The organism is Pedobacter sp. A2324, assembly GCF_059693705.1.
Genome location: NZ_JCASSK010000001.1, coordinates 764,508 through 787,671, shown reverse-complemented (window position 1 = coordinate 787,671; position 23,164 = coordinate 764,508). Strand labels below are relative to the sequence as shown.

Here is a 23,164-nt window from a genome sequence, read left to right as displayed (position 1 = left end):
TAAAAAAGTAACTATGGCAACCGCTCAACAAATTAGAAACGGATATATTGATTATGTTTTAACAAACAATGAAAAACCGAAATCGATTTATTCATTTGCTAAAAAGCTTAAAATAACCGAAGCTGATTTTTATCAGTTTTACTCCTCTTTTGAAAGTATCGAGAAAACGGTTTGGTTTGAGTTGACTTTCGAAACCATCAGTAAAATTAAAGAGCAGGAGGTTTGGCAGCAATATACGTCAAGAGAAAAGATCCTTTCATTTTTTTACAGTTACCTGGAAAACCTGAAGCGCGAAAGAAGTTTTGTGATATATAGCCTTAAAAATTTTAAAGGCAAATTCTCCACTCCGGATGTCCTTGCAGGTGTTAAGCCGATTTTTGAAAATTTTGCGCAGGAGATTATAGATGAAGGTTTAGATAATGGAGAGCTTGCAGAGCGTCGCTTTCTAAGCAAACGTTACAAAGATGCGCTTTGGATTCAGTTTGCTTTTATTGTCAATTTCTGGATAAATGATGATAGTGATGGTTTTGAAAAAAGTGATGAAGCCATTGAAAAAGGAATTAATGTAACTTTTGATCTTTTTCAACATTCTCCAATCGATAACCTGATCGACTATGGAAAATTTTTATCACGCAATGGAAAGTTTAAAGAAAAGATGGGACTGTAATTTTAGATGAAGGCACAAGAGAGTATTCCAACCACGAAAGTAGAACGTTCGGCAAAATTTGTTAAAACCGGTTTTCAAATCGGAGGTAATTATATCAAACACTATTCAAAAAAGCTGTTCAATCCAGAAATGGATCGCGCACAACTTAATGAGGATAACGCTACCGATATCTATAAATCGCTAAGCGAGTTGAAGGGAAGTGCTTTAAAAATTGCGCAAATGCTAAGTATGGATAAAAATATCCTGCCGAAATCTTATGTTGATAAATTTACGCAATCGCAATACAATGCTCCCCCCCTATCCGGACCGCTTATTGTAAGAACATTCACAAAAAACTTCGGTAAAACTCCGGATCAGATTTTTGATACTTTTAATCTGGTATCAAGCAATGCTGCTTCTATTGGCCAGGTACACCAGGCCTCTCTTAACGGCCAAAAACTGGCCATAAAAATTCAATATCCTGGCGTTGGGGATAGTATTTCCTCAGACCTTAAATTGGTAAAACCTTTTGCATTCCGTTTGCTGGGCATGTCTGAAAGAGAGCTTAATATTTATATTAAAGAAGTAGAAGAACGTTTACTCGAAGAAACAGATTATGAACTAGAGGTTAAAAGATCGATTCAGTTTTCTGAAGATTGTAAAAACCTCGATCACGTCGTATTTCCTAAATATTATCCTGAATTATCGGGCAAACGAATCATTACCATGGATTGGTTAGAAGGTTTGCATCTGAAAGAATTTCTCAAAACCAATCCTTCACAGGAGTTAAGAAACAAAATCGGTCAGGCACTATGGGATTTCTATAATTTCCAGCAGCATGAATTAGGGGCTGTTCACGCAGATCCACACCCGGGCAATTTTATGATCACACCCGATCAGAACCTTGGCGTAATCGATTTTGGTTGTATTAAAGAAATGCCAAATGACTTTTATTATCCGTTTTTCTCATTGATATCCACCGACGTAATTAACGATAAACAGAAGACCATCGATGCTTTCAGAAAGCTGGATATGATCCATTCAGATGATACCGATGAACAGGTCGAATTCTACTATAAATCTTACAAGGAAATGATCAGCCTTTTTGCGAAACCATACATCAGTAAAATTTTTGATTTCAGCAGGCCGGAATTCTTCGACCAGCTGTATGTTTATGGAGAGAAAATTTCTAAAATGCCGGAATTTAAGCAGGCACGTGGCGTTAAGCATTTTATTTATGTTAACCGCACAAACTTCGGCTTGTACCAGATTTTACACGAACTTCAGGCTACAGTGAACACTGATACCTACGAACCCACGCTTAACCGTTAATCAGGCATTTTTCTTAACTACTTCAACCATGTGTTCAATGTCGAATGGCTTCTCAATAAAGTCATCGGCATTGCAATCTTCGGCTTGTTGCGCAATATTGTTTGATGTGGAAGTTAAAACTGCTGACACATCTTCAGTTTCAGGATCAGCCTTCAATTCTTTGATCACTTCAGATCCCTTTTTCTTTCCTTTAATATGATCGTCAACTATCACTACGTCAGGATTTATTTCGTCAATTTTTTCGATGGGTTCTGTTGTTAACGACGACGTCACTACAAAGCCTTCCTCTTCCAATACTTGATCCATAATATCTAGGATATCTTTATTATCCTGAACAAGCACAACCTTTTTCTTCATAAAAAACTAAGGAATAATTTTCTTTAAATATAGTAAAAAGAATGTTTGTTAAATATCCTATTCACAAAACATTTATGTTATCAGAGTACCACTATACTCAGCACCGTCCCAAAGTTCAGTATTTCTTCAGAATTGGTTGGTTACTTTGTAGCTCAATCACTGATCGTAATGACCAAAATATTCAAAAGCCGCTATGCTTTACTAACCGGCTTTATCCTTTACTTCCTAATATTTTCGTTCATTGTCCGTACCATACTTTTTATCGAATCGGCACAACATGCAGATTTCAGTTTTTCTGATATACTGCGGTTTTATGGTGTTGGCTTATTTTTCGATCTGGGAACGGCAATCATGATCAGTTCACTTTACACGCTTTATCTGCTTATTTTACCTGAAAAGATCTATAAACAGAAATGGAACATTATTATTACCAAAATAGTTCTATTCATGTTCATCGTGTTAACATTCTTCTCTTTTTTTGCTGAATTGACTTTTTGGCAGGAATTTCAAAGCAGGTTTAATTTTATTGCCGTTGATTATTTAATCTATACTTATGAAGTCATCAATAATATTAATGAGTCTTATCCACTTCCAGTTTTAACCGGCCTTATTATAGTAATTTCAGCTGGCGTCATGTTTTTGTTTTTCCGTTTGAAGGCTTTTAAAAACAGTTTCGAAAGCAATACGAGTCTGAAGACACGCTTTTACATTTCCTCAGTTCTCCTTTCTTTATTACTGCTTTATTCGGTTTTTATTAAAAATAGTACTGCTGAATGTGGAAATAACAGATATGCAAACGAACTAAGCAAAGCCGGTATTTATTCATTCTTTGCTGCTTTTAAAAATAATGAATTAAACTACAATGAGTTTTATAAGTTGATTAACAAGAAGCAGGCCCTTTCAATTGTCCGAAACCAGTTGAGGCAGTCAAATGCATCATTTAAAAGCGGGAATACCATTCTGCGGAAAATAGCCGGAACAGATTCGGCATACAAACCCAATGTAATTATGATTACCGTAGAAAGCTTAAGTGCAGAATTCTTATCTCTTTATGGTAATAAAGATAATCTAACACCCAACCTGGACAGCCTGGCTAATCAAAGTATATTTTTCAGCAATATGTATGCTACAGGCACCAGAACTGTGCGGGGAATGGAAGCCCTTACACTTGCTATTCCACCCACCCCAGGCAGTAGCATTGTAAGACGAACGGATAACGAAGATTTATACACTGTTGGTCATGTTTTCAATCAACATGGCTATACCAATACATTTTTTTATGGTGGCGATGGCTATTTCGATAACATGAATCACTTTTTCGGAAACAACGGTTACAACATTGCAGACCGTGGACGAAAATTGCTTGATGAGACCTACGAAGGTAAAAGAACAATCATACCAGATAAAGAAGTGACCTTTGAAAATGCCTGGGGAATTTGTGATGAAGATATATTTAACGTGGTGATCAAGGATGCGGATGAAAAATACAGGCACAACATCTTATTTAATAATTTTGTGATGACAACTTCCAACCACAGGCCCTATACTTTTCCTGCACACAAAATAAGCCTGCCTTCCGGAACGCGCGAAGCAGCCGTTCGGTATACAGATTATGCTATCGGCAACTTCCTAGATCATGCGAGTAAAAAGCCATGGTTCAAAAATACAGTCATCATCGTTGTTGCCGATCATTGTGCCAGCAGTGCCGGAAAAAACGAAATAGACGTCTCAAAATACCAGATTCCATGCATAATCCTAAATCTAAAGAATCATCCGGTAATGAATATAGATAAAATGACTTCGCAAATCGACCTATTTCCTACCCTTTGGCACTTGCTGGGCTGGAGTTATACAAGTGGCTTTTTCGGCCAGAATGTTTTATCAGATCAATACCAGCCGAGGGCCTTTATCGGTACATACCAAAGGCTCGGCTATTTGAAAAGAGATAGTTTGGTACTTTTAAGTCCCCAACATAAAGTAGACACTTATTTATATCAAAAATCTACAAATGAACAAAAAGCCGCGAAACTTTCAGCCAACATAATCAATGAGGGTATTGCCAACTATCAAACAGCTTTCGACTTGTTTAAAGACGGAAAGCTGAGCATTAAAAATCATCAACACTAAACATAGCGATAGAGAAATTCTATGGCAGATAATAAGCAATAAAAAAACCCTGTTGAATCGAAACTCAACAGGGTTAATATTATGATTAAAGGTTAACCCAGCATTTTTGCGATTTCTTTTTCTATCGACTTCAGCTCCTTAGGTTTCAGCTTTTTGGTAATGTCCTTATTTTTCTCGGGGTACTTAACACCAACGCGCAAAGCCTTTAATCCTGAAACACCTTGAAGTTCATCAAGTTCCAACTGCTCAAGGTCATCATTTAGGTAACCCTGCACCTGCATGTATTTGATGTATTCCATGTATTCTTTCGCTTCATCAAGATTGAAATACACCATGGCAATTTTGTGAGGTTGCGTGAGGCGTTCATCACTACCTTTCACTAAAACTTTATCAATACGTTTTTTAACAACTTCATAACGGATATTGTAGGCACCTTCCACATCAAACCGACGTTCATCGTTTCTAAAGCTAATATCTATTGCGTTAGAGTGTATGAAAATAAGTTGTGTGGTTTCCAGCGCACGAGGCATCTCACCAATTAAGCTTTTTGATAAACGGGCAATTTCTACCATTGAAGTAAGCTGCCATAACCTGATATTTTTTAAATACAGCAAATCAAAAGGTTTATGTGGCGCAATTTCCTGTCCGATGTAAATATCATACTCTACACCGTCAGTCCTGAACTTGGCGAAATAACAAGGGTAACTTGCCTGTAAATTAGCTTGTGATTTTTCAAGATACTGACTAACTTCAGTATTGATCAGCTGCATAGATACCTCAAGCTGTCTGCGGTTGGCATAAGCCGCACCGGTTTCCGGTACAATAACCTCGAAATATCCTTCTACAATTTTGGCTGTTTCAAGATCATTCCCTTTAATAATAGAAAGAAAAGGATAAACTTCCACTTCCAGAAATTCATTTAACTGGCTTTCTTCATTAGAAGAAGCCAGGCTACCAATCCGTTTGATCCAGTCTTTACAGTTAAATAAAAGTTTATCAGTCAACTCCAGAGACACAGATTTTCGAATCGCTTTCAAAGCAGCCATCAGGCTATTCAAAAGCACGTTCAAATCGTCTTTTAAAGCCCTGTTTCGCTCAATGGTCGAATTTCTGATATCAATAGCGCCAAACAAAGGATACATGTGCTTAAATGTAACCGTTTCAATTTCTTTTACTTTGCTGTTGCTATTTTGTTGCTGAAGGAAATGCCACACTGCTTCATTAAATTTCCACTGAACAGAAGGTTGCAGCGCAGTAAACTTATCCATCAATACCTCATCCATTTTAGCATCAAATTCTTCGATACTATACTGAAATAACTGACCAATCAGCGGTATGGCAGGCCTTAAACGCGAAAGCAATTTATCGTCCACCAAAACCTCCTGATTAGAATAAACCTCCAAAACACCCGCTAGCTGGGTATTATAGTATACGGGTAATACTGAATATGAACAAACCCCAGCCGCTTTTAAGACCCTTAAGAAAGGATCTTTCTCTATCTGATCATCGTTAATAGAACTGACAAAGATGGCTCTGGGATTCTCTTTATACTTATCAACTAAAGAATAAAAAACCTCTTCTTCAAGATTTGATGCTTTTGCCGAGTTAATCAGCATACTTTGAGAAAACTCCTTATTATCAAAAACAAGTTTTTTATTCACCGTTAAAAATGGCATTAAGCCAAATTCAAGGTTGCCATCACCGCTAAGGCTTTTAAGCGCCTGAATCACATGCGCATAGGCTTCAGTTTGATAATTATGGTTAACCAGCGCATCCCGAATGCCATCAATGGCATGGTGCAGGGTAACATCAGTAATTGAAATAATGCTGAATCCTTCGAAATGAAAGTTTTGTAAAGGCAGGTGTGTGATAAGGTATTCCAATTCATTATTATCCTGAAAATACTGACTTAATTCTTCGAAATTAATCTCCGGCAATTCACCCCTATGCTGGATATCAACAAACTTGGTATCCGTTTGAATGTTATAGTATTGGGTTAACTTGGTTTTTTCATTAACATGGCCATAAATAATCTCATTTCTTAAAACAGAAGTGAAATTATAAAACCGGTCGAGAATAATATTATAAATAAATTTAAGCTGCTTTTTTTCTACAGGCTCACTATCTTTCACCACTTTATTTTTCGGATCGTGATCTTTAAAAAACTGGTAAAAAGCATTTGTACTGAAAAAAATCTGATCAGGAATAGGCGTACTTAATGCCCAGAACAAATCTTCCTCATCATCCATCAAAGGGGTGAGGATGGTAAAAATAAGTTCTAATGTATCTTTGTATTTCGATAACTCCTCCGCACTGATGCTGTTCAACAACACATCATCCTTTTCAATTTTTTGAAGCAAAAATCTGTAAAATTCTGATTTTACAGATTTTTCTGTTTTTAACCTGTCTTTAAGGTATTGCACAAGGGGGCGAAAAGACAGCGAAGATTCTACCTGGCAACCTATACATTCGTTTTTATGTATTTTTATTACATCAGTATTCATTGTATATGTTCTGCTATAGTGTAAATTTTAGTAGTTAATCATTTGTTAATCTGCAACAAAGATAACCAGATACTAAACCAACAATGGTCTTTCTAACGTAATACTTGGATAAAGCACCAATAATAATGTTACACAAATTTAGTACCTAAAATTTAAAGAAACATAAGGATACCACCCATCGGTTGAGTGTCCCATCACAAATCGAACAACTGTGAGTGATGCGGGAGCAAAATAAACCCCTCCACCAAGCCCGTGGTGCCATGTTTGGGAGGCCTCGTCTCTTTTCCATACCCTACCTACATCATACAAACCCATTAGGCCAATTTGCCCTGGTAATACATAACTAACCAGGTCGCCAAGTTTAGCCCTTAACTCCAGATTGTTATAAAAAACATGCTCCCCAGCAAATCTGAACTGGCGGTACCCCAGCAGGTTACCTTGGCCCCCTAAAAATAATGACTGATAGAAAGCAGGCTTACCAACCGTTACACCCCCACCAAAGCGGTCAGCCAGAATAAAGTTCTTTCTTCCATCCAGATTTTTATATAACGAAATACTGGCTGTAAACTGACCAAATGAGTTGGAATATTTATTTACGCCTTTATAGCCCAGTAATTTGAAATCCACGTAGCTTCCAAGTGTAGGAAGCAAGTCGTTATCACGGGTGTTGTTGGTAAAGTTAACTATTGCACCGGCAAACATCTTTTCGTTTCGTACCGTCAAGCTATCCGATGAATGTAGTGCACCGGCATTTAAGATGAAGCGTCCATCATTATCCTCACGGTTGAATTTATAGTACTGGTACGATGGTCCGATCGAAAAGGTAGATTTGGGCCTGCGCCACCGAACAGCTGCATCAATCTGGTAAAGGTTAAAGCGGGCACGGTAATAACGGATTTCGTCACCATGCTCATCAAACTGCGTGTCATTACCAAGGCCAAAAAAGTTTTGTGTATTGTTAGGCGCATAGGCATCGCCTTTAACTACAATATCACCCTTACCCAATGCTTTCAACCATTCACCTTTATAGTTGAAACGAAATGCCCGGGTAGAGAAGGAATGTAGAAAAGACAGCGTTTGAGAATTCCCCCAAGGCTGCTTCCGGAATCCTGGATTGGTTTGGTTATAGATCAGTCCGAGTAAAATACCATCGTCATTATTGTAGCCAGCGTTAACCAGGTACGAATTTCTGCGGTACATATCTTTTGGAATATAACTGAAATTGGAGGTGTCGTTTGAAATTACCTTTCTCACTTTATCTTTATCTTCCCCCTGGTAGGTTGCCTTCGTTTTTCTGCCATAAAGCCTTACAAAACCATTGCTTTTGGCAAAGTCATAGTATTTATCCCCCTTGCCGCCGATGATGCGAATTTTGATGCCAGAATTTTTGTTATCCAATATCAGGCTATCGTTACCGTTGTGCATGTAAATCCGCAGCTCACGCGTCACCTTCGGATCAAACTTTCTATCGAACAACTCGTCTTTAATATTACCTTCCTTCGAAATCTTATTGATCTTCACCCTCAAACCATTATTCTTAGCGTCAGTAATTTTGATGAGTTCATTTTTATTGGTGAGTTCAATATCAACTATACGGTTAAAGAAATGATAATAATCATTCATCATCTTAGGTAAATCAGCTATACGTTCCCTTAGTGTGGACAACAAAGCGTCATGATGCATCGAATAACCTGGCTCCGGAAGTTTACGCAATGCCTTTTCAAAAACTTCATCATTGTAACTGGCACAGAACTTCTTTACAACCTGATCAAATTCCTCCTCATCAATATTGGCGGTCCAGCGACTGCTTAACTCCCTTCCCTCCCATAAGAACCAGTTTATGTTTTTTATGGGTCTTTCATATCCCTGCATCATAGGCAATAGTGATGAGGATTGTGTATAACGCTGAAGAAAACCATCCGAACGGTAAAATACCTGGTCTCTATCTCTGGGAACCGGTGTATACTTCGAACCATCTTTAGTTTTGGTTTCTTTCCAACGCCATTGATCTTCATGCCTGTCCCAGTCGCCTAGCAATACATCTAAAGCCCTGGCACGTACCCAGGCCGGACCATCCAGTTTATTATCGTTATCATCCGTCAGCTTTTTATCCATTTTTGGCGAGCTGTCCGATTCACCAACGGGTTCACGTTCTTCGAAAAGGCAAAGTGTATTTGCAAAAGCCGGTTCAAATTCACCTAGGCCATCATCGGGCGATACCCAGCCAATAACCGGATTAGTATGCGGAATCTTAGCTGCTCTAGCCAGTTCAGGCACAACCAAAGCAGAAAAAGGATGCTGTGCAGACATGTTGTCTTTGATAATATCTTTGGCAAACGTATTTCTCAAAGCTTCCGGCAACAACACTTCCGGATATTTTTCAATACTCCGCAATACATATTCCTTCCCGTTTTTATCTTCCAGCCGCAACGAGCGTGACTGATTTCCACCCCCACGCTGTGTAGCTTTTAAACCGCCCATCATTTCTGAAATACGCAACACAGGCACTTTGGTTTTGGCAGCCCATTCTTTGCGGTAGTTCTCTCCAAAAACATACCGGTGAAAACGTCCTACGCTATCGTATTCGGGCTTTACACGCACAATGACACTATCCGCAGTGATTGGTTTATCCCGGTTCCTCACTTTAGCGGGGATGGACTCGAATTTCTTGATGTAGCTGTAAACCTTTTTAACACTGCTATCCGAATACACATAATACTCATAACGCATGTCGTTATTCATCAACTGATCAGCAACCACATAACCCTGTTGCATTTCATGGAATAACGAAGTTTTCCCTTCCTTATTGGGTGATACTTTCGAGCCAGAACCACTGATGATCTGCAGTTGCTTACCCTTTATCAGTTGTAAACCATGTTCATGTCCTGCAACGTAAGTTACATTAGGGTAATCGCCGAAAACTCCTGTTATCGATTTAATCATATCCTTATAAGCCGGGTGATTCAAATCTTCGGGACTCAACAATGTCGATCTCAGCATGGGATAAATTGAGCCCAATACCGGTAATGGTATATATAAGTTTTTATTTAATGAGGTTAAAGGAAACAGGTGGTTTCTCAGGTTAAAATAACCACCATGCGGCCCGTAACTCTGAAAAGGATGATGAGAAGCAAGTAATATCACCTTATCTTTATTCTGCTCCAGGAGTTGTTCCATACGTACCACAACCTCATCTTTGGTTCGGCAATCACATTCTCCTGCCGGATTTGCTTTGTTGTATGGAAATAACCACCACTCGCTGTCATAAGCAATAATGGTAAGTTTATCGGTCAGCTTAATCGCTACAGGATCAGGACAGCCATCATCAGGAATGAGTTTGAGTAAAGGATCATTTTGTGCTTTTAAATAATCATCCTGTGCTTTAATTTTCGCCAGTCCTTTAGGTCCCGATTTATCCCAGTCGTGGTTACCCGGAATAAAATAAACCGGTGCGCCCATTTTGCGCATCGGTTCAAACTGCGATCTTAAAATCTTTTTTGTCTCCTCCTCTTCAACGCTGCCAGGCAAGCCCATCCCTGTTGGATATATATTGTCGCCAAGATATACAACCGTTGTTTTTTTTGGGATAATCTGCTTGGCAGCATTTTTTAAGTCCTGCATTTGTGCAGGGTTCATTTCTCCGGCGTCTCCAAAAAGAATAACACGATATTTTACATCATCCTGTGCTAAAACAATAAACCGTGTTAACAGCAAAATAATAAATAGGGTAAATCTTTTAATCATAGTCAGGCGTTTATATAAAGATAAGTATTTTTAACCTATTACTTTTTCAGTTTAAATAACAGGATATTCCCGGCAGACAGCGTTCCACCTTCATTTGAGATATAAAGGTTATTTTCTTTATCAAAAGCAATCCCTTCAGGCTGATTAAAAAAGCTGCCTTTAAGCGGATAAGCCGTTTTAATCTTAAAATCTGCATCCGTTATCAACAGTAACTTATTGATTGACGATAAAATGTACCATTCTCCGGTAGAGGGGTTTTTAGCTAAAGCCGAAGGATGGAACTTAACTTTACTATCGGCTGCTACTTCAGCTATTTCCTTAAACGGCAGGCTGTAGGTTTTATCGGCCGTAAATTTACCGGCATCAAATCTGAATGAAAATACATCAGTCTGATTCGTTTTACCTTTCTTCACTTCTTTTGTCAGCACAAAAATCTTTCCTGCTTGCTCATCGGCGGCCAGCCCTTCATACTCGGCTTTGGGTACCAGATCTTTTGTTTTTACAACATCCTTTGCTTCCGGACCACTGATTCCCGAAAGCGGGAATGTATGCAGCTCACCATTACTTTTCAAAACAATTGCATAGTCATTAATAATGGTTACGTCTTCATAATCACCTTTTCCGCCAAATTTTGTAAATTTCGACTCCTTATCGCTTAGTCCCAGGTGGAACAAATCGCCGTCTTCATCCTGAATGGCAAAAACCTCTTTTGCATTACCTTGATGGAAAACAATCCCTGAAATCTCAAACAGGTTTTGAGGCATGGTATACTTTACAGGATTTTCCAGGTCGTAAGGAAATGCAGTTTTACCTGAAGCGCTAACTGTATTTTCTGAGGATGCCTGCTCATCATGTTTTTCATTCACGCAGGATGCTGCTACAAAAACCACTGCCGATAAGGCCAATGCGATGGCTATTCCGTTTTTATTTTTTTTCATAGGGTAATTAATCTTTTAAGTACTCGTAAATGGCCTCCTGTGAAGCCACTCTTTTCTCATTATTGTTTACAGGGACGTTGTTCATTTCTGCATCAATTATAACAGCCTGCACATTATCTTGTTTCTGGATAGTGATGATGTCTAGAATCTCCTGCTTAATTTTATGGTTTTTAATCGGGAAACAAACCTCTATTCTTCTATAGATATTTCTATTCATCCAATCTGCAGAACCGAGAAAAACGTCAGGGTTACCTTGATTATGGAACACAAAAACCCTACCATGTTCCAGGTACCTGTCTACAATTCTCATGATCTTAATATTTTCGCTCATGCCCGCTACACCGGCTATCAGCCTGCAAATACTCCGTACAATCAGCTCGATCTTCACCCCGGCCTGCGAAGCTTCATAAAGTTTACTGATCAAAACTTTCTCTTCAAGGTTATTCATTTTGATGGTGATAGCGGCATCTTTCCCCAGCTTAGCCTGCTCAATTTCCCGGTCAATTAACTGTAAAAAGCGCTCCTGTAAATTAAACTGTGCTACCAGAAGATGTTTAAATTCAATAAAGTGATCAGGACCAGGTTTAACCCGCTTGGCCAGGAAAATGAAAAGCAACTCCACTTCCCTCAACATCTCCTTATCGGCTGTCATCAATATGTGATCGGTATAAAATGCTGCCGTGCTTTCATTAAAATTGCCGGTAGCAAAAAGCCCGGCATAATGCATCCTTCCGTGCACTTTACGTTTTACCAGGGCAACTTTAGCATGCACCTTTAACGCGGTAACGCTATAAATGATATTTACGCCAGAAGCTTTCATCTTTTTAGCCCATTTGATGTTGTTTTCTTCATCAAAACGTGCTTTCAGCTCAACCAGCACCGTAACCTTTTTTCCATTTTTTGCAGCGCTCATCAGCGCATTCACAATTTTTGAATCGCTGGCTACCCGATATAGGGTTACATAGATTTCTTCCACAGTAGCATCTATTGCCGCCTCGTTAAAAAAACGAAGGATGCTGTCGTAGCTTTGGTAGGGTGTATGAACAATGATATCCTGTTTGTATATTGATTCGGCAAGCGTGCCATCGATAATGTTTGTGTTGCAGAGCTTAGGCCAGGAGGGCTGGGAAAGGTGATTTGATTTTACCGGGAACGCAATGAAATCTTTGAGGTTATGGTATTTTCCGCCTTCTATCCTGTTGGCTTTCTTTAAATTGAAAACCTTCTTCACTAATCTCATCACCTCATCGGGAATGTCTGGCTGATGCAAAAAGCGTGTAGCGAGACCTAAATCCCGTTTTAGTAACTGCTTTTCCAGCTGTTCGGATAAATTACCTGAATATTCATCTTTCAGATCAATTTCAGCATCCCGGGTAATTTTAAAACTGTAACAACCCTTTACCTCCGCATCCGGAAAAATCCTGTCCAGATGGTACCGTATTATATCATCGAGAAAAACCACAAATATCTCTTTTTCCCGATCAACCTTGTAGAATCTGGGCAGGTCATCCGATGGGATGTTTAGCACAACTGTTTTGAATTCTCCTTGAACCTGGAGCGAAACAATGAAATAAAGCTTGTTATTGGATGGAAAAAAATCGGTCTGTTCCGTTAAAAAAACCGGCTGTAAAAAAGCCAGTACCTGACTCAGGAAATACTGCGTAATGATTTTTCCAATCTCTTCGGGATAAGAAGTACCATAAATCAGGTGAATGTGATGTTCCTTAAGCTGAGGGATAATATCCTGTCGTAATACTTTGCCATACCGCTGTTGCTGATCTGCAATTAAATCATTGGCGGATTTTAAAAGGTCATCCTGAATCTTGATATCATTGTCCTCACGATTACTTAGCTTTTCGAAAGCCAGCAGGACGGGCATTCTCACCCGGTAAAACTCATCCAGGTTGGAAGAAAAGATCGAAAGAAACTTAATTCGTTCTAAAAGCGGTACTGTATTCCGCTCTGCCTCCATCAATATCCTTTCGTTAAACTTTAGCCAGCTTAAGTCCCTGTTGAAGTATGTAGTTACAGCCATTTATTTTTTAAAGTTTTCCGTAAGCAGCATAGGCAATCACGAAGGCAAAAACCGCAGCAATTAAGCCCCACATAAAAATATTATAAGCCAGGCGAATAAGCTTGTATTTGCGGCCCAATACTACCCCTTGCGAGTATACGTCGGTGATCAGCGTTCCGTATAGAAAATCTGTATCATTCATTACCTTAATCATACCCTCGGTGTAACTGGGTAAACTCATTTTGTAAAAGTTACCAAAAAACAGCAGGTTAACCTTTTTATTATCCATATCCTCTTTGGTAAATTCCCCTTTTGGAATGGAAGGGCGCGTAGATAGTATCGATACCACCACACATGTTAAGCTCACGATGAGCAAAATAAAAGTGGGTATAATCAGGTTACCATGATCTTCAAGCCGGCGGAGCAATAAACTCACAATCAACGAAAGCATAATGGAGTTCACCGTAATCAAAATGTGCGCTTTATTATCTGCCATGTCACTCAGGCGCTGATTATTCGCCGAAGTAATTCTGAACATCGTTTCAATTCCTTTATCTGGCCTGCCATTTTTCTCTTTTTTATTCTTTTTACCCTGTACCACTGCAGGAGCGAAGTTTTTAGGTTCTTCCTGTTCAACCGAAATTTCTTCCTGAACGGTAAGCTTACTTTTCAGCTTGCTGATGTTGTCTTGCTTCTGATCGTTGAGCAACAAAATAGCATAGTCGGTATGGTAACGGTGGGTTTCCATAAACTGGATATCCCGCTTGCGCCACTCTTGCTTCGAAATATCCTTTTTGTAAAGCAACTCCGCCTCTTTGTGCATAAGCTTACCTTTCTTTCTAAAATCGATTAAACCAAGGTGAAATAAATCCGCATCACAAAGGATTTTATCAATTTGAGTTTCTGGCGACTGAGGAATTTTGGTAGATAAAATAGCCTGTTTAACCTGAGCACCTATTTCTTCATCAAGGTGATGTACCGCTAAAAACTGCCCTGCCAGTTCAGCTCCTTTCTGCTCATGGTTAATGGCATCTTCAAAATAACCTGTATCATGAAAATATGCCGCTACTGTTACTGTAAAAAAATCCCTTTCATTCAGCTGATAATGATTGGCAATTTGCTGAGCAGCTGCAACAACCTCTTTGGTGTGCTCCAAATTATGATAAACCAGCCGTGGATCATTGTGTGTATGGAAATAGTCAGTTACATAATTTTCCGCATCTTGCTGCAATTGTTTATAGTTCATAAGGTCGTTTTGATGGTGTTAAAGTTCTAAACTAGAGAAAACACATTCCTTAAAATAACTTTTAGCTAAAATTGTTTTCCTTTTTTATGGTTTCTAAAAATACGCTAATTTTTAGTAAATCCTGATGAATTAGTCAAATGATCAGCACAGGCCATTTTTTAAATATTAAGTAATTGAAAAGCAAATCATTCAGTTGCAGATTGTGCAGAACGAAGGCAATAAAAAAACCCTTAATTTAAAATTAAGGGCTATAAGTGGCAGTTGTTTCGAGAAAGATAGTAAAGCCGTAGGTCGCTTACTACATTACGTAGAACTTATTGTAGCAGCGATAGCATTTATAACGTTTAATGTTTATAAAAGGCAATATCGACTTAAATAGAAAACCTCTGGGTATTCTGTACGTTTCAAAATTTTTACATTTTGGGCACACAGGGGACGTTTTTACAACGGTAAATTTTTCTGTTGCAGTCATGATTAAGGAATAATAAGGATATGATAGTTGTTTGTATATCAAAAATATAAAATTATAATTTTAATACAGGCAAATAGAACTACAAATCTCTCTATTTCAACTACTTTTTAACTTATTTAAACTCAAAACGACTTTTAAATCCCTTTTGACGATAAAATCAGCTTTTATCACCAAAAGGTGTATAATAAATTAGGGGTTTATTCTGAAATATGTTTCACCAGGTAAGTGATAAAGCTTTTAAGGGATGTTTTTTTAATCAGATAATTAAAAGAAAGGATTCCGAAAAGAGCACAGGTTATCCCTGCCAAAACATCGAGTACATAATGATGACTGGTATATACTGCCGAAAACCAGATCCCCAACATTACAGTTACGAAAAATACATTGATTTTACCCAGTTTATTTCTGAAGCCATAGTAACAAACAATTACCGGGTAAGATGAATGAAGGGAAGGCATGGCCGCAAACACATTTGAGCCTTTACTGTATATGCCCTGAAAAAGACTGATATGAAAGTATTGGTCGAAGCGGGAAAGGCCAGCTGTATTACCTGCAGTATTGGCAATGAATCCAAAACCATGTTCCTGTATATACCACGGTGGTGCAGCTGGAAAAAGATAGTAAATCACAAAGCCAATGAGGTTCACCCAAACAAAAGTAAGCGAGAACTTCACAAACTGATTTTTGTTTTTTAAAAACAGATAAGTAGCAAATGCCAGTGGCACCGGCACCCACATCAGATAGAAAAACCCCGTTAACACATCCAGAAACACAATGTGGTGCAATTTCAGGTATTCATTAGGAGTAAGCAGCATACCTCCACCATTGATGCCAAACAGGCTTTTTTCAGTTTCATACAAGCCCTTTATATGCACCTCATTAAACAGGTAATTGGGAAAAGCTTTCATGTAATCGAATAATATCCAATACACGATGAATATCGAAAAGCCCAAAATAAACCTTCTTGTATTTTTTGAAATAAAAAAAAGAGAACCAAAAATAAAAATCAACACCAGCTGGTCTACTTTAAAGCCAACGAGAACAAATGACAGCAGCAAATAGGCCACTGCAAGCAGAGAAACGGTATAAATGTTTTTCAGCGAATAAAACCTGTTATTAACGAAACTGATTTCCTGCACGTTATTTTTTTTCAAAGTTCGATCTGAATATATGATCCCAGAAAGTCCAGCTTACACCATAACCTTTGGTCGAATCTGAATAGTGGTGTAACATGTGATGTTGCTTCAGCTTTTTCCAGAAGCCGCTTTTAAAATTGGCGTGATGAAGGGCATAATGCACCATATCATAAAACAGGTAACCCACCATAAAGCCCGAGAAGAATGGATTCAGCCCCGGAACAGGCAATAACCATTTAAACAAAAAATAGAAACCCAGCGCCATCGGGATACTTGCCGAGGGCGGCATCACCAGTCTTTTCGCGTCATTGGGATAATCGTGGTGCACGCCATGAAAAATGAAATGGATTCTTTTGCCAAACTCCACCTTTGGCTCAAAATGGAATACATAACGGTGTAACACATATTCGGTGAGGGTCCAGATACCCAGCCCAATAAAAAACCAGCCTATAAAATTAATTAATGGCACTCCCAACTCCCAAAGCGATTGCCATCCCAGAAACACAATTACTGGAACATATACGATCAGGGGTACGTAAAAACGGACTTTCGATAAACTTTCCAAAAAATCATTCTTGAACATCCTGATAGATGCAGAAGAATTAGAAACAAAATTCTTTTTCATGGATTTACAGACATTAAATTTTGATACGCTCGGTTAAAGATTTCGCGGGCTCTGCAGCATCATGCCCTTTTATTTCGACATATTTTACATTGGGCAGCCAGAATGAGCCACCCTCAATCCTCAAGAAAATGCGGTCCAGCTGCATTTTTTTATTATTAATGGTTGCGTAGACATGGTATTTTTTATCTGTAGCTGATTTGTACAGATACATGGGTAATTTTTTGTGTGATGTAAACCTTAACTCAAACTGACCGTTTCCCAGGTTTTTGGTAAGGATGCCGTAGGCAAACTTCCGCTGAATATAACTCAGCTCTTTCTTTTCGCCATTATCGCCATAACGAATCCAGAAAACATTTACTGGTTCATCTTTTACTACTTCCCCATTTTTATCTGTGTTCAGCTGGCAGATAATGGTATTTGTATTCGGATCGCGCTGTACATAAAACAACTGGTTGCTAATATTTTTCGGTGTAGGAAAAGTCAAAGGCGATGGGTCATCCTGAGCACTGGCATTACTTACAAATCCCAGTCCCGAAATCAGTAACGTGCCAACCAATACAGCTGCTTTAATGCCTCCCTTTCTTTCTTCTTTCTCCATTGCTTCAAGTCCTTTTTTAGCTTCCAGCAAACGATTAACCGCAGTAATATTGGTCATTACAGCCATCAGAGTAATGGGCAGGGTGAATATCGACATGGTTTCAAACACATGAAAAGCAATGCCTGGCATAAAAATTTTATAATCCCCACCCAGAAAATGTCCGGCAATGCCGCAAGCGATAGCGAAAACACCGATGGTAACCACCCTTTCCGGGCGCTGCATTAAGCCGCCCTTACATTCTACGCCCAGGCCTTCTGCTCTTGCACGGGTATAACTCACCATCATTGAACCAATCATGGCAATAAAAGCAAACAATGAACTGAGGAAATAGTGATGAGAAACCAGATAGTAGCATATCCCCAGGAACATAATCATTTCACTATAACGGTCTAAAACCGAATCGTACATGGCCCCAAATTTTGAACTCATGTTTCCCAAACGGGCTACCTGCCCGTCGAGCATATCGAATAAACCGGCAAAAAGCACCAGTGATCCTCCCCATCCAATGTATGACATGTCTCCTCGATTGGATTTTTCTGCTCCAAGCACAAAAACAATGGCTACGCCAATATTGAGCAGTAAACCAATGGTGGTAACCATATTCGGCGTGAGTCCCAGTTTAATTAAACCTTTAACGAAAGGATTAATTACGGTGTATATGCCCTGTTGCAGGCGATCTCTCATTTTCATTTTCTTCAATTTAAAAGTCAAATTTTACCCTTGCCCTTATGCCCCATTCCGAAACGTCGGGATTATCAAGATAATTGAATCTTTTCACCAAATCAACCCTTAACAGCTTAAAAATATTTCCAACGCCTACACTTCCTTCCATGTAAGGTTTACTACCCAAAGCGTTGGTACGTTGCAAACCGCTTTCAAATGTTGGGAACTGGTACACGCCCGTGCTCAGCGCAGGATTGTTCTCGTCCCTTAATCCGCCATAAAGGGCTTTAAATGATAGCACCTCTCTCAGCTTCAGTTTTTTGATTAATGGTAATTTATTAAAAAAGAACCCGTTGAAATTATGATCTATATTTACGCTTACATAATGATCACTCACAAACTCCAGGAAGTTCATCAGGTTATATGAATTAAGCTGATAGGCGTATGTTTGGTTAGCGCGGTGTATGGCCAGCAATGGAAATGGAACTTTTCCGGCAATGTAAGATCCCTCTACAGAAAAATCACTATAGCCCAGCTGCGAAAGATAAAAACGCTTATCAATACTGCCCATCAAATTATGGTAATTGTATTCGCCTCCCAACACGCCTTTTAGCCCGGCGGTATATCGTAAATTAAACACCGGATAACGGTCGGCAATAGGCACCCTGTAAATTTTACCCTGGTAAAATTTTTCATTAGGTGCATACCTTAATTGCAATGAAATTTCACTCGTAGTCAGGCGATCAATCTGGCGGCTGTTTCCGTCCAGGTATTTTAAGCCACCAGCCGGAGTCTGACTCCATTTTTTCAATCCTAAACTATAAGAAAAGTGGTTTTCAAATTCCTTTACATAATCAAAACGATAAAAGTCGTTGTAGAGCAACATGTCGTTCACCCCTCTTTTAAAAGATAGCAAAAAGTTATCTTCCTGCACAAACTGAAGCTCCTGCCCGGGAATTTTAGTGTCCCTTTGAAAACTTGCCCGGAGGTAGTTTTGCGGAAACTCATATATCGATTTGTTGTTGAGCGAATAAGTTGCCGATAAGAAATACTTCCATTTTTCATCTTTGATCCCATAAGCCACATAGTTTTCAAAATAATAACGCTTGCTTAATTCAGGAGTAGTTCTTCCCCCAATCCGCAGCCTTAAACCTTCCACATTATTAAAACTGTAGAAAGTATTTACCGGCCCGATCTCATAAGGCCCTAGATTTTGATAACCGGCAAATAACAAGGTCACAATCTTCATGGTTCGTTTAAAGGAAGGCAGATTCTGCAGGGTATCGATATTACCATAAATCTTTAGCTGATTTTTAGAAATGGTATCCAACCTGTTCTGCTCCCAAAACTGATCGCTCTTTTTATCTGCGCCAGCCACCACAACAGTACTTTTACCGGTGAAAACGGTATCAGGCAATTTGGCGTCGAACTCATAATTTTTAAAAGTTACCGTTCTGTCGCCTGTAAAGCCAATGCCTTTAGTTTTACCTACACCGAAATTGGCAATTAGGTTGCTTTTAGATAAGCTATACTTGCCGCTGCTGTTCGGCTCAAAATTCAGCTTGATCTTTAAAGCTCGTACAAAGTTAAGATTGATGTTTTTGTTGACCCCAAAAGATGCGCCTGTAACAGCATAATGCTTGTCGTTGGTAACATAAATTTTCCCTTCAAACAACATATCCGTCGTATTCCGGGGTGTAAAAGATAGTTCAATTACCTCGGGCTTCTGGGTTTTAATGGTATCAGTAATAAAGAATTTGTAAAATGCCGGAGCACCATCCGAAATCGGACTAAGAAACTCATTACTCACTACAGAAATGTTGTTTTTATAGATGTCGATATCCTGGTACATGCGTTCAAGATAGGTTTTCATCCCTTTATTGTCGATGTAACGACCATCAAAATTCACTTGTTTTTCCCCTAAAATAACAGTCTTACTTTTCTCAGGTGATTTACTCAGGTACAGATCCGATAATCTCTCCTGAATGTAAACCGGTAACAGGTTTTTTCCGCCAACCAATGTTGAATCCTGTTCCTGAAACAGAAACTGGTAATTGCGGAACATTTTTTTACTTTTAAACTTATCAGAGAGATTGCTCACTGAAAACAGCATTTTCTCATATTTCTTAAAGGCTACAGTATTGTAGCTGGTAATCCTGTTTTCATCTTTATGTGCAATCACCTGCCTGATGAGCTCCACAGCAGGGTTGTCTTTATTGCGGTACCGCACCTTTTTACCACCAATTACCACCACTTCATCCAGAGATTTCGAATCTGCCGCCAGGGAAACATTGATTTCCTGTGTAGCGGATGGAATTACAGATCTGCTGGCACTAAGGTAGCCGACATAATTAAAACTGAGCGCCTGTTGTGCTGAAGGAGCAACAATGGTGTATTTTCCGTTAATATCAGTTTGTGTAGCGATCCTGGTGTCTTTAAAGAAAACAGTAACATTTGGCAAGGTTTCTTTAGTAGCGGCGTCACGAACAGTTCCCGAAACTACGGTTCGCTGTGCAAAAGCATGAAACTGCAGCGTCAGGCAGCATAACACAAATAAAAAGGATGTACTAATGGCTTTCATTTAGCTTGTAAAAATAAACTGCCTTTGCATGATGTAATTGTAACTTAAGCCAGTTATTACCGATATGATTATTTTAGAGACTACGTAATTGAGATTAAAAAAGTGGGTAAGCAGGTATACGCCCGCAGTAACAATAATCAGATTGCCCACCCATACCAATATGTACCGGGCAATTTGCCTTTTCATATCCGGCGACTGGCTTTCGAACACCCACTTGCGGTTTACATAAAAGTTAACCACACCACCGCTTACTGTTCCGAAAACACTTGCCAATACATACCATAAACCGAAATAATTATGCGTAATAACGGTAATAGAAAAGTCGACGGCAGAGGCAGTCAAAGAAGATCCCTGTGCCTTGATATAGGTAAGAAAAGCCATTTACAACAGGTTGAATAACAATATGAACTGAAGGATCAGGTTAGCATAAATACCTGCCAGCACATCATCGGCCATTACGCCCCAGCCTCCCGGCAAAGCTTCAAGCTTGCGAATGTAAAGGGGTTTTAAAATATCGAAAAACCTAAAAAGTATAAGTGCAATAAGTACGTAAGGCCATTTTAGCGGAACATATAAGAGCGCAATACACATCCCCACAACCTCATCAATTACTACTCTTTGATGGTCTTTACCCCAGATTTCTTCCACTACATTTCCGCTGTATATGCCTAACATCAGCAGAAACATGGTAATTAGAAATGGCCATAAATATGGATTGGTATAATCGGTCTGGAAAAGCCACCAGAAAAAGCAGGTAGCAACAGCCGCAACTGTGCCTGCACCTTTTCCAATGTAGCCAATTCCCAGACCGGTTGATATGATTTTGTGAAATAACACTATGCTGTTTCGATCACTTCTTCTTCATAATCCTGACCTAAATGTGTGATTAAGTCTTCACCCATCATGTAGCGCAAGGTATTTTGAAGTTTCATTAGTTGTTTGAAAATATCATTCTCGGCAGGTACACCAGGAATGGTTTGTGGTGACTTCAAATAGAACGATAACCATTCCTGAACACCCGACATGTTCGCTCTTTGAGCCAAATCAATAAACAATGCCAAATCCAATACAATTGGTGCTGCTAAAATTGAATCACGGCAAAGGAAATTGATTTTGATCTGCATTTTATAGCCTAACCAACCGAAGATGTCGATATTGTCCCAGCTTTCTTTATTATCACCGTGAGGAGGATAATAGTTGATTCTAATTTTGTGGTACATATCACCGTATAAATCAGGGTTAAGCTCAGGTTTGAAGATATCTTCCAGTACCCCCAATTTCGAAACCTCTTTAGTTTTAAAATTATCCGGATCATCTAAAACCAAACCATCACGGTTTCCTAAAATGTTATCAGAGAACCATCCGTTAACACCTAATGAACGTGCAGCAAGCCCTGGAGCCAGAATGGTTTTCATTAAAGTTTGGCCTGTTTTGAAATCTTTACCGGCAATTGGTGTATTGGTCTCTTTAGCCAATTCGATTAATGCAGGAATATCTACAGTTAAATTTGGCGCACCATTAGCAAAAGGAATACCTAATTTCAATGCAGCGTAAGCGTAAATCATACTTGGTGCAATGCGGGCATCATTATCTTTTAAACCTTGTTCAAAGGCAGCTAATGAATCGTGTACCTCTGAAGCTTCGAAATAAATCTCCGTAGAACCACACCAAACCAGAACGATACGATCGCAATTGTTATCAGCTTTGAAATTTTTAATGTCTTCCATTACCGCTAAAGCCAGTTCGTAACGGTTATCGATGTCTTTAATATGTGTACCATCAAGGTTTTTCACATAGTTTCTGTCGAAAGCCGCTTTCATTGGTTTAATCGCCTGCAACTCCTCTTTCACATCACGTAATAAATTGGCATCAAGCACTCTGGCATTCATTGCCGCCTCGTAAACGTTATCTTCATAAACATCCCAGCCGCCAAATACTAAATCCTCAAGATTGGCTAAAGGCACGAAATCTTTAATTTTAGGTTCTTTTTTCTCCGTTCTTTTACCAATGCGGATCGTACCCATTTGAGTAAGTGAGCCGATAGGTTTAGATAGGCCTTTTTTTACCGCAGCCACTCCAGAAATCATTGTTGTAGCTACTGCACCAAGCCCTGGCATTAATATTCCAAGCTTTCCATTAGCTGATTTTACTTGTTCTGTCATTTCTATTTTTATTAAATTC

General features: G+C 39.0%; 16 protein-coding genes. 3 read left to right on the top strand and 13 right to left on the bottom strand.

Going from position 1 to position 23,164, the window contains the following annotated elements; genetic code table 11:
* Positions 1-13: 13 nt before the first annotated feature.
* On the top strand, positions 14-667 hold the full coding sequence (locus tag AC570I_RS03350) for a TetR/AcrR family transcriptional regulator (protein ID WP_497404345.1): 654 nt from the start codon (positions 14-16) through the stop codon (positions 665-667).
* A 6-nt stretch (positions 668-673) separates the two neighbouring features.
* A complete protein-coding gene (locus tag AC570I_RS03345; RefSeq protein ID WP_497404344.1) occupies positions 674-1,978 on the top strand; it encodes an ABC1 kinase family protein in 1,305 nt (434 codons plus the stop codon).
* Here AC570I_RS03345 and AC570I_RS03340 read toward each other — a convergent pair whose 3' ends face one another.
* Positions 1,979-2,335 carry a response regulator gene (locus tag AC570I_RS03340; RefSeq protein WP_047797393.1) on the bottom strand — a complete coding sequence of 119 codons (357 nt, stop codon included), beginning with the start codon at positions 2,333-2,335 and terminating at the stop codon, positions 1,979-1,981.
* A gap of 168 nt (positions 2,336-2,503) precedes the next feature.
* Between AC570I_RS03340 and AC570I_RS03335 the strand changes: the two genes are divergently transcribed.
* Positions 2,504-4,462 carry an LTA synthase family protein gene (locus AC570I_RS03335; RefSeq protein ID WP_497404343.1) on the top strand — a complete coding sequence of 653 codons (1,959 nt, stop codon included), beginning with the start codon at positions 2,504-2,506 and terminating at the stop codon, positions 4,460-4,462.
* A gap of 92 nt (positions 4,463-4,554) precedes the next feature.
* On the opposite strand, the gene AC570I_RS03330 is transcribed toward AC570I_RS03335, so the two are convergent.
* The 12 genes from AC570I_RS03330 to AC570I_RS03275 form a co-directional block, all read right to left on the bottom strand.
* Positions 4,555-6,966: a GAF domain-containing protein gene (locus AC570I_RS03330; protein WP_497404342.1), complete on the bottom strand. Its 2,412-nt coding sequence runs from the start codon at positions 6,964-6,966 to the stop codon at positions 4,555-4,557.
* Positions 6,967-7,104: 138 nt separating this feature from the next.
* A complete protein-coding gene (locus tag AC570I_RS03325; RefSeq protein WP_497404341.1) occupies positions 7,105-10,710 on the bottom strand; it encodes a metallophosphoesterase in 3,606 nt (1,201 codons plus the stop codon).
* A gap of 38 nt (positions 10,711-10,748) precedes the next feature.
* Positions 10,749-11,648: an SdiA-regulated domain-containing protein gene (locus AC570I_RS03320; RefSeq protein ID WP_497404340.1), complete on the bottom strand. Its 900-nt coding sequence runs from the start codon at positions 11,646-11,648 to the stop codon at positions 10,749-10,751.
* Positions 11,649-11,655: 7 nt separating this feature from the next.
* Positions 11,656-13,683, bottom strand: coding sequence for a polyphosphate kinase 1 (gene ppk1, locus AC570I_RS03315; RefSeq protein ID WP_497404339.1), 2,028 nt, complete (start codon positions 13,681-13,683; stop codon positions 11,656-11,658).
* 7 nt (positions 13,684-13,690) lie between these two features.
* A complete protein-coding gene (locus AC570I_RS03310) occupies positions 13,691-14,908 on the bottom strand; it encodes a Pycsar system effector family protein (RefSeq protein WP_497404338.1) in 1,218 nt (405 codons plus the stop codon).
* A 669-nt stretch (positions 14,909-15,577) separates the two neighbouring features.
* Positions 15,578-16,534: a phosphatase PAP2 family protein gene (locus AC570I_RS03305; protein ID WP_497404337.1), complete on the bottom strand. Its 957-nt coding sequence runs from the start codon at positions 16,532-16,534 to the stop codon at positions 15,578-15,580.
* Complete coding sequence (locus AC570I_RS03300; protein ID WP_497404336.1) at positions 16,521-17,141, bottom strand: sterol desaturase family protein; 621 nt, start codon at positions 17,139-17,141, stop codon at positions 16,521-16,523. The genes AC570I_RS03305 and AC570I_RS03300 overlap by 14 nt, the downstream gene beginning before the upstream one ends.
* 13 nt (positions 17,142-17,154) lie before the next feature.
* A complete protein-coding gene (locus tag AC570I_RS03295) occupies positions 17,155-18,429 on the bottom strand; it encodes a DUF4833 domain-containing protein (RefSeq protein WP_497404335.1) in 1,275 nt (424 codons plus the stop codon).
* 10 nt (positions 18,430-18,439) lie between these two features.
* On the bottom strand, positions 18,440-20,983 hold the full coding sequence (locus tag AC570I_RS03290) for a DUF5686 and carboxypeptidase-like regulatory domain-containing protein (RefSeq protein WP_497404334.1): 2,544 nt from the start codon (positions 20,981-20,983) through the stop codon (positions 18,440-18,442).
* Entirely contained in the window at positions 20,984-21,364 is a 381-nt protein-coding gene (locus AC570I_RS03285) for a GtrA family protein (protein WP_497404333.1), read from the bottom strand.
* On the bottom strand, positions 21,365-21,820 hold the full coding sequence (locus tag AC570I_RS03280; protein WP_497404332.1) for a phosphatidylglycerophosphatase A family protein: 456 nt from the start codon (positions 21,818-21,820) through the stop codon (positions 21,365-21,367). It abuts the gene before it with no gap.
* Positions 21,820-23,145, bottom strand: a complete 1,326-nt coding sequence (locus tag AC570I_RS03275) for an inositol-3-phosphate synthase (protein WP_497404331.1) — start codon at positions 23,143-23,145, stop codon at positions 21,820-21,822. The genes AC570I_RS03280 and AC570I_RS03275 overlap by 1 nt, the downstream gene beginning before the upstream one ends.
* Between the last annotated feature and the right edge of the window lie 19 nt (positions 23,146-23,164).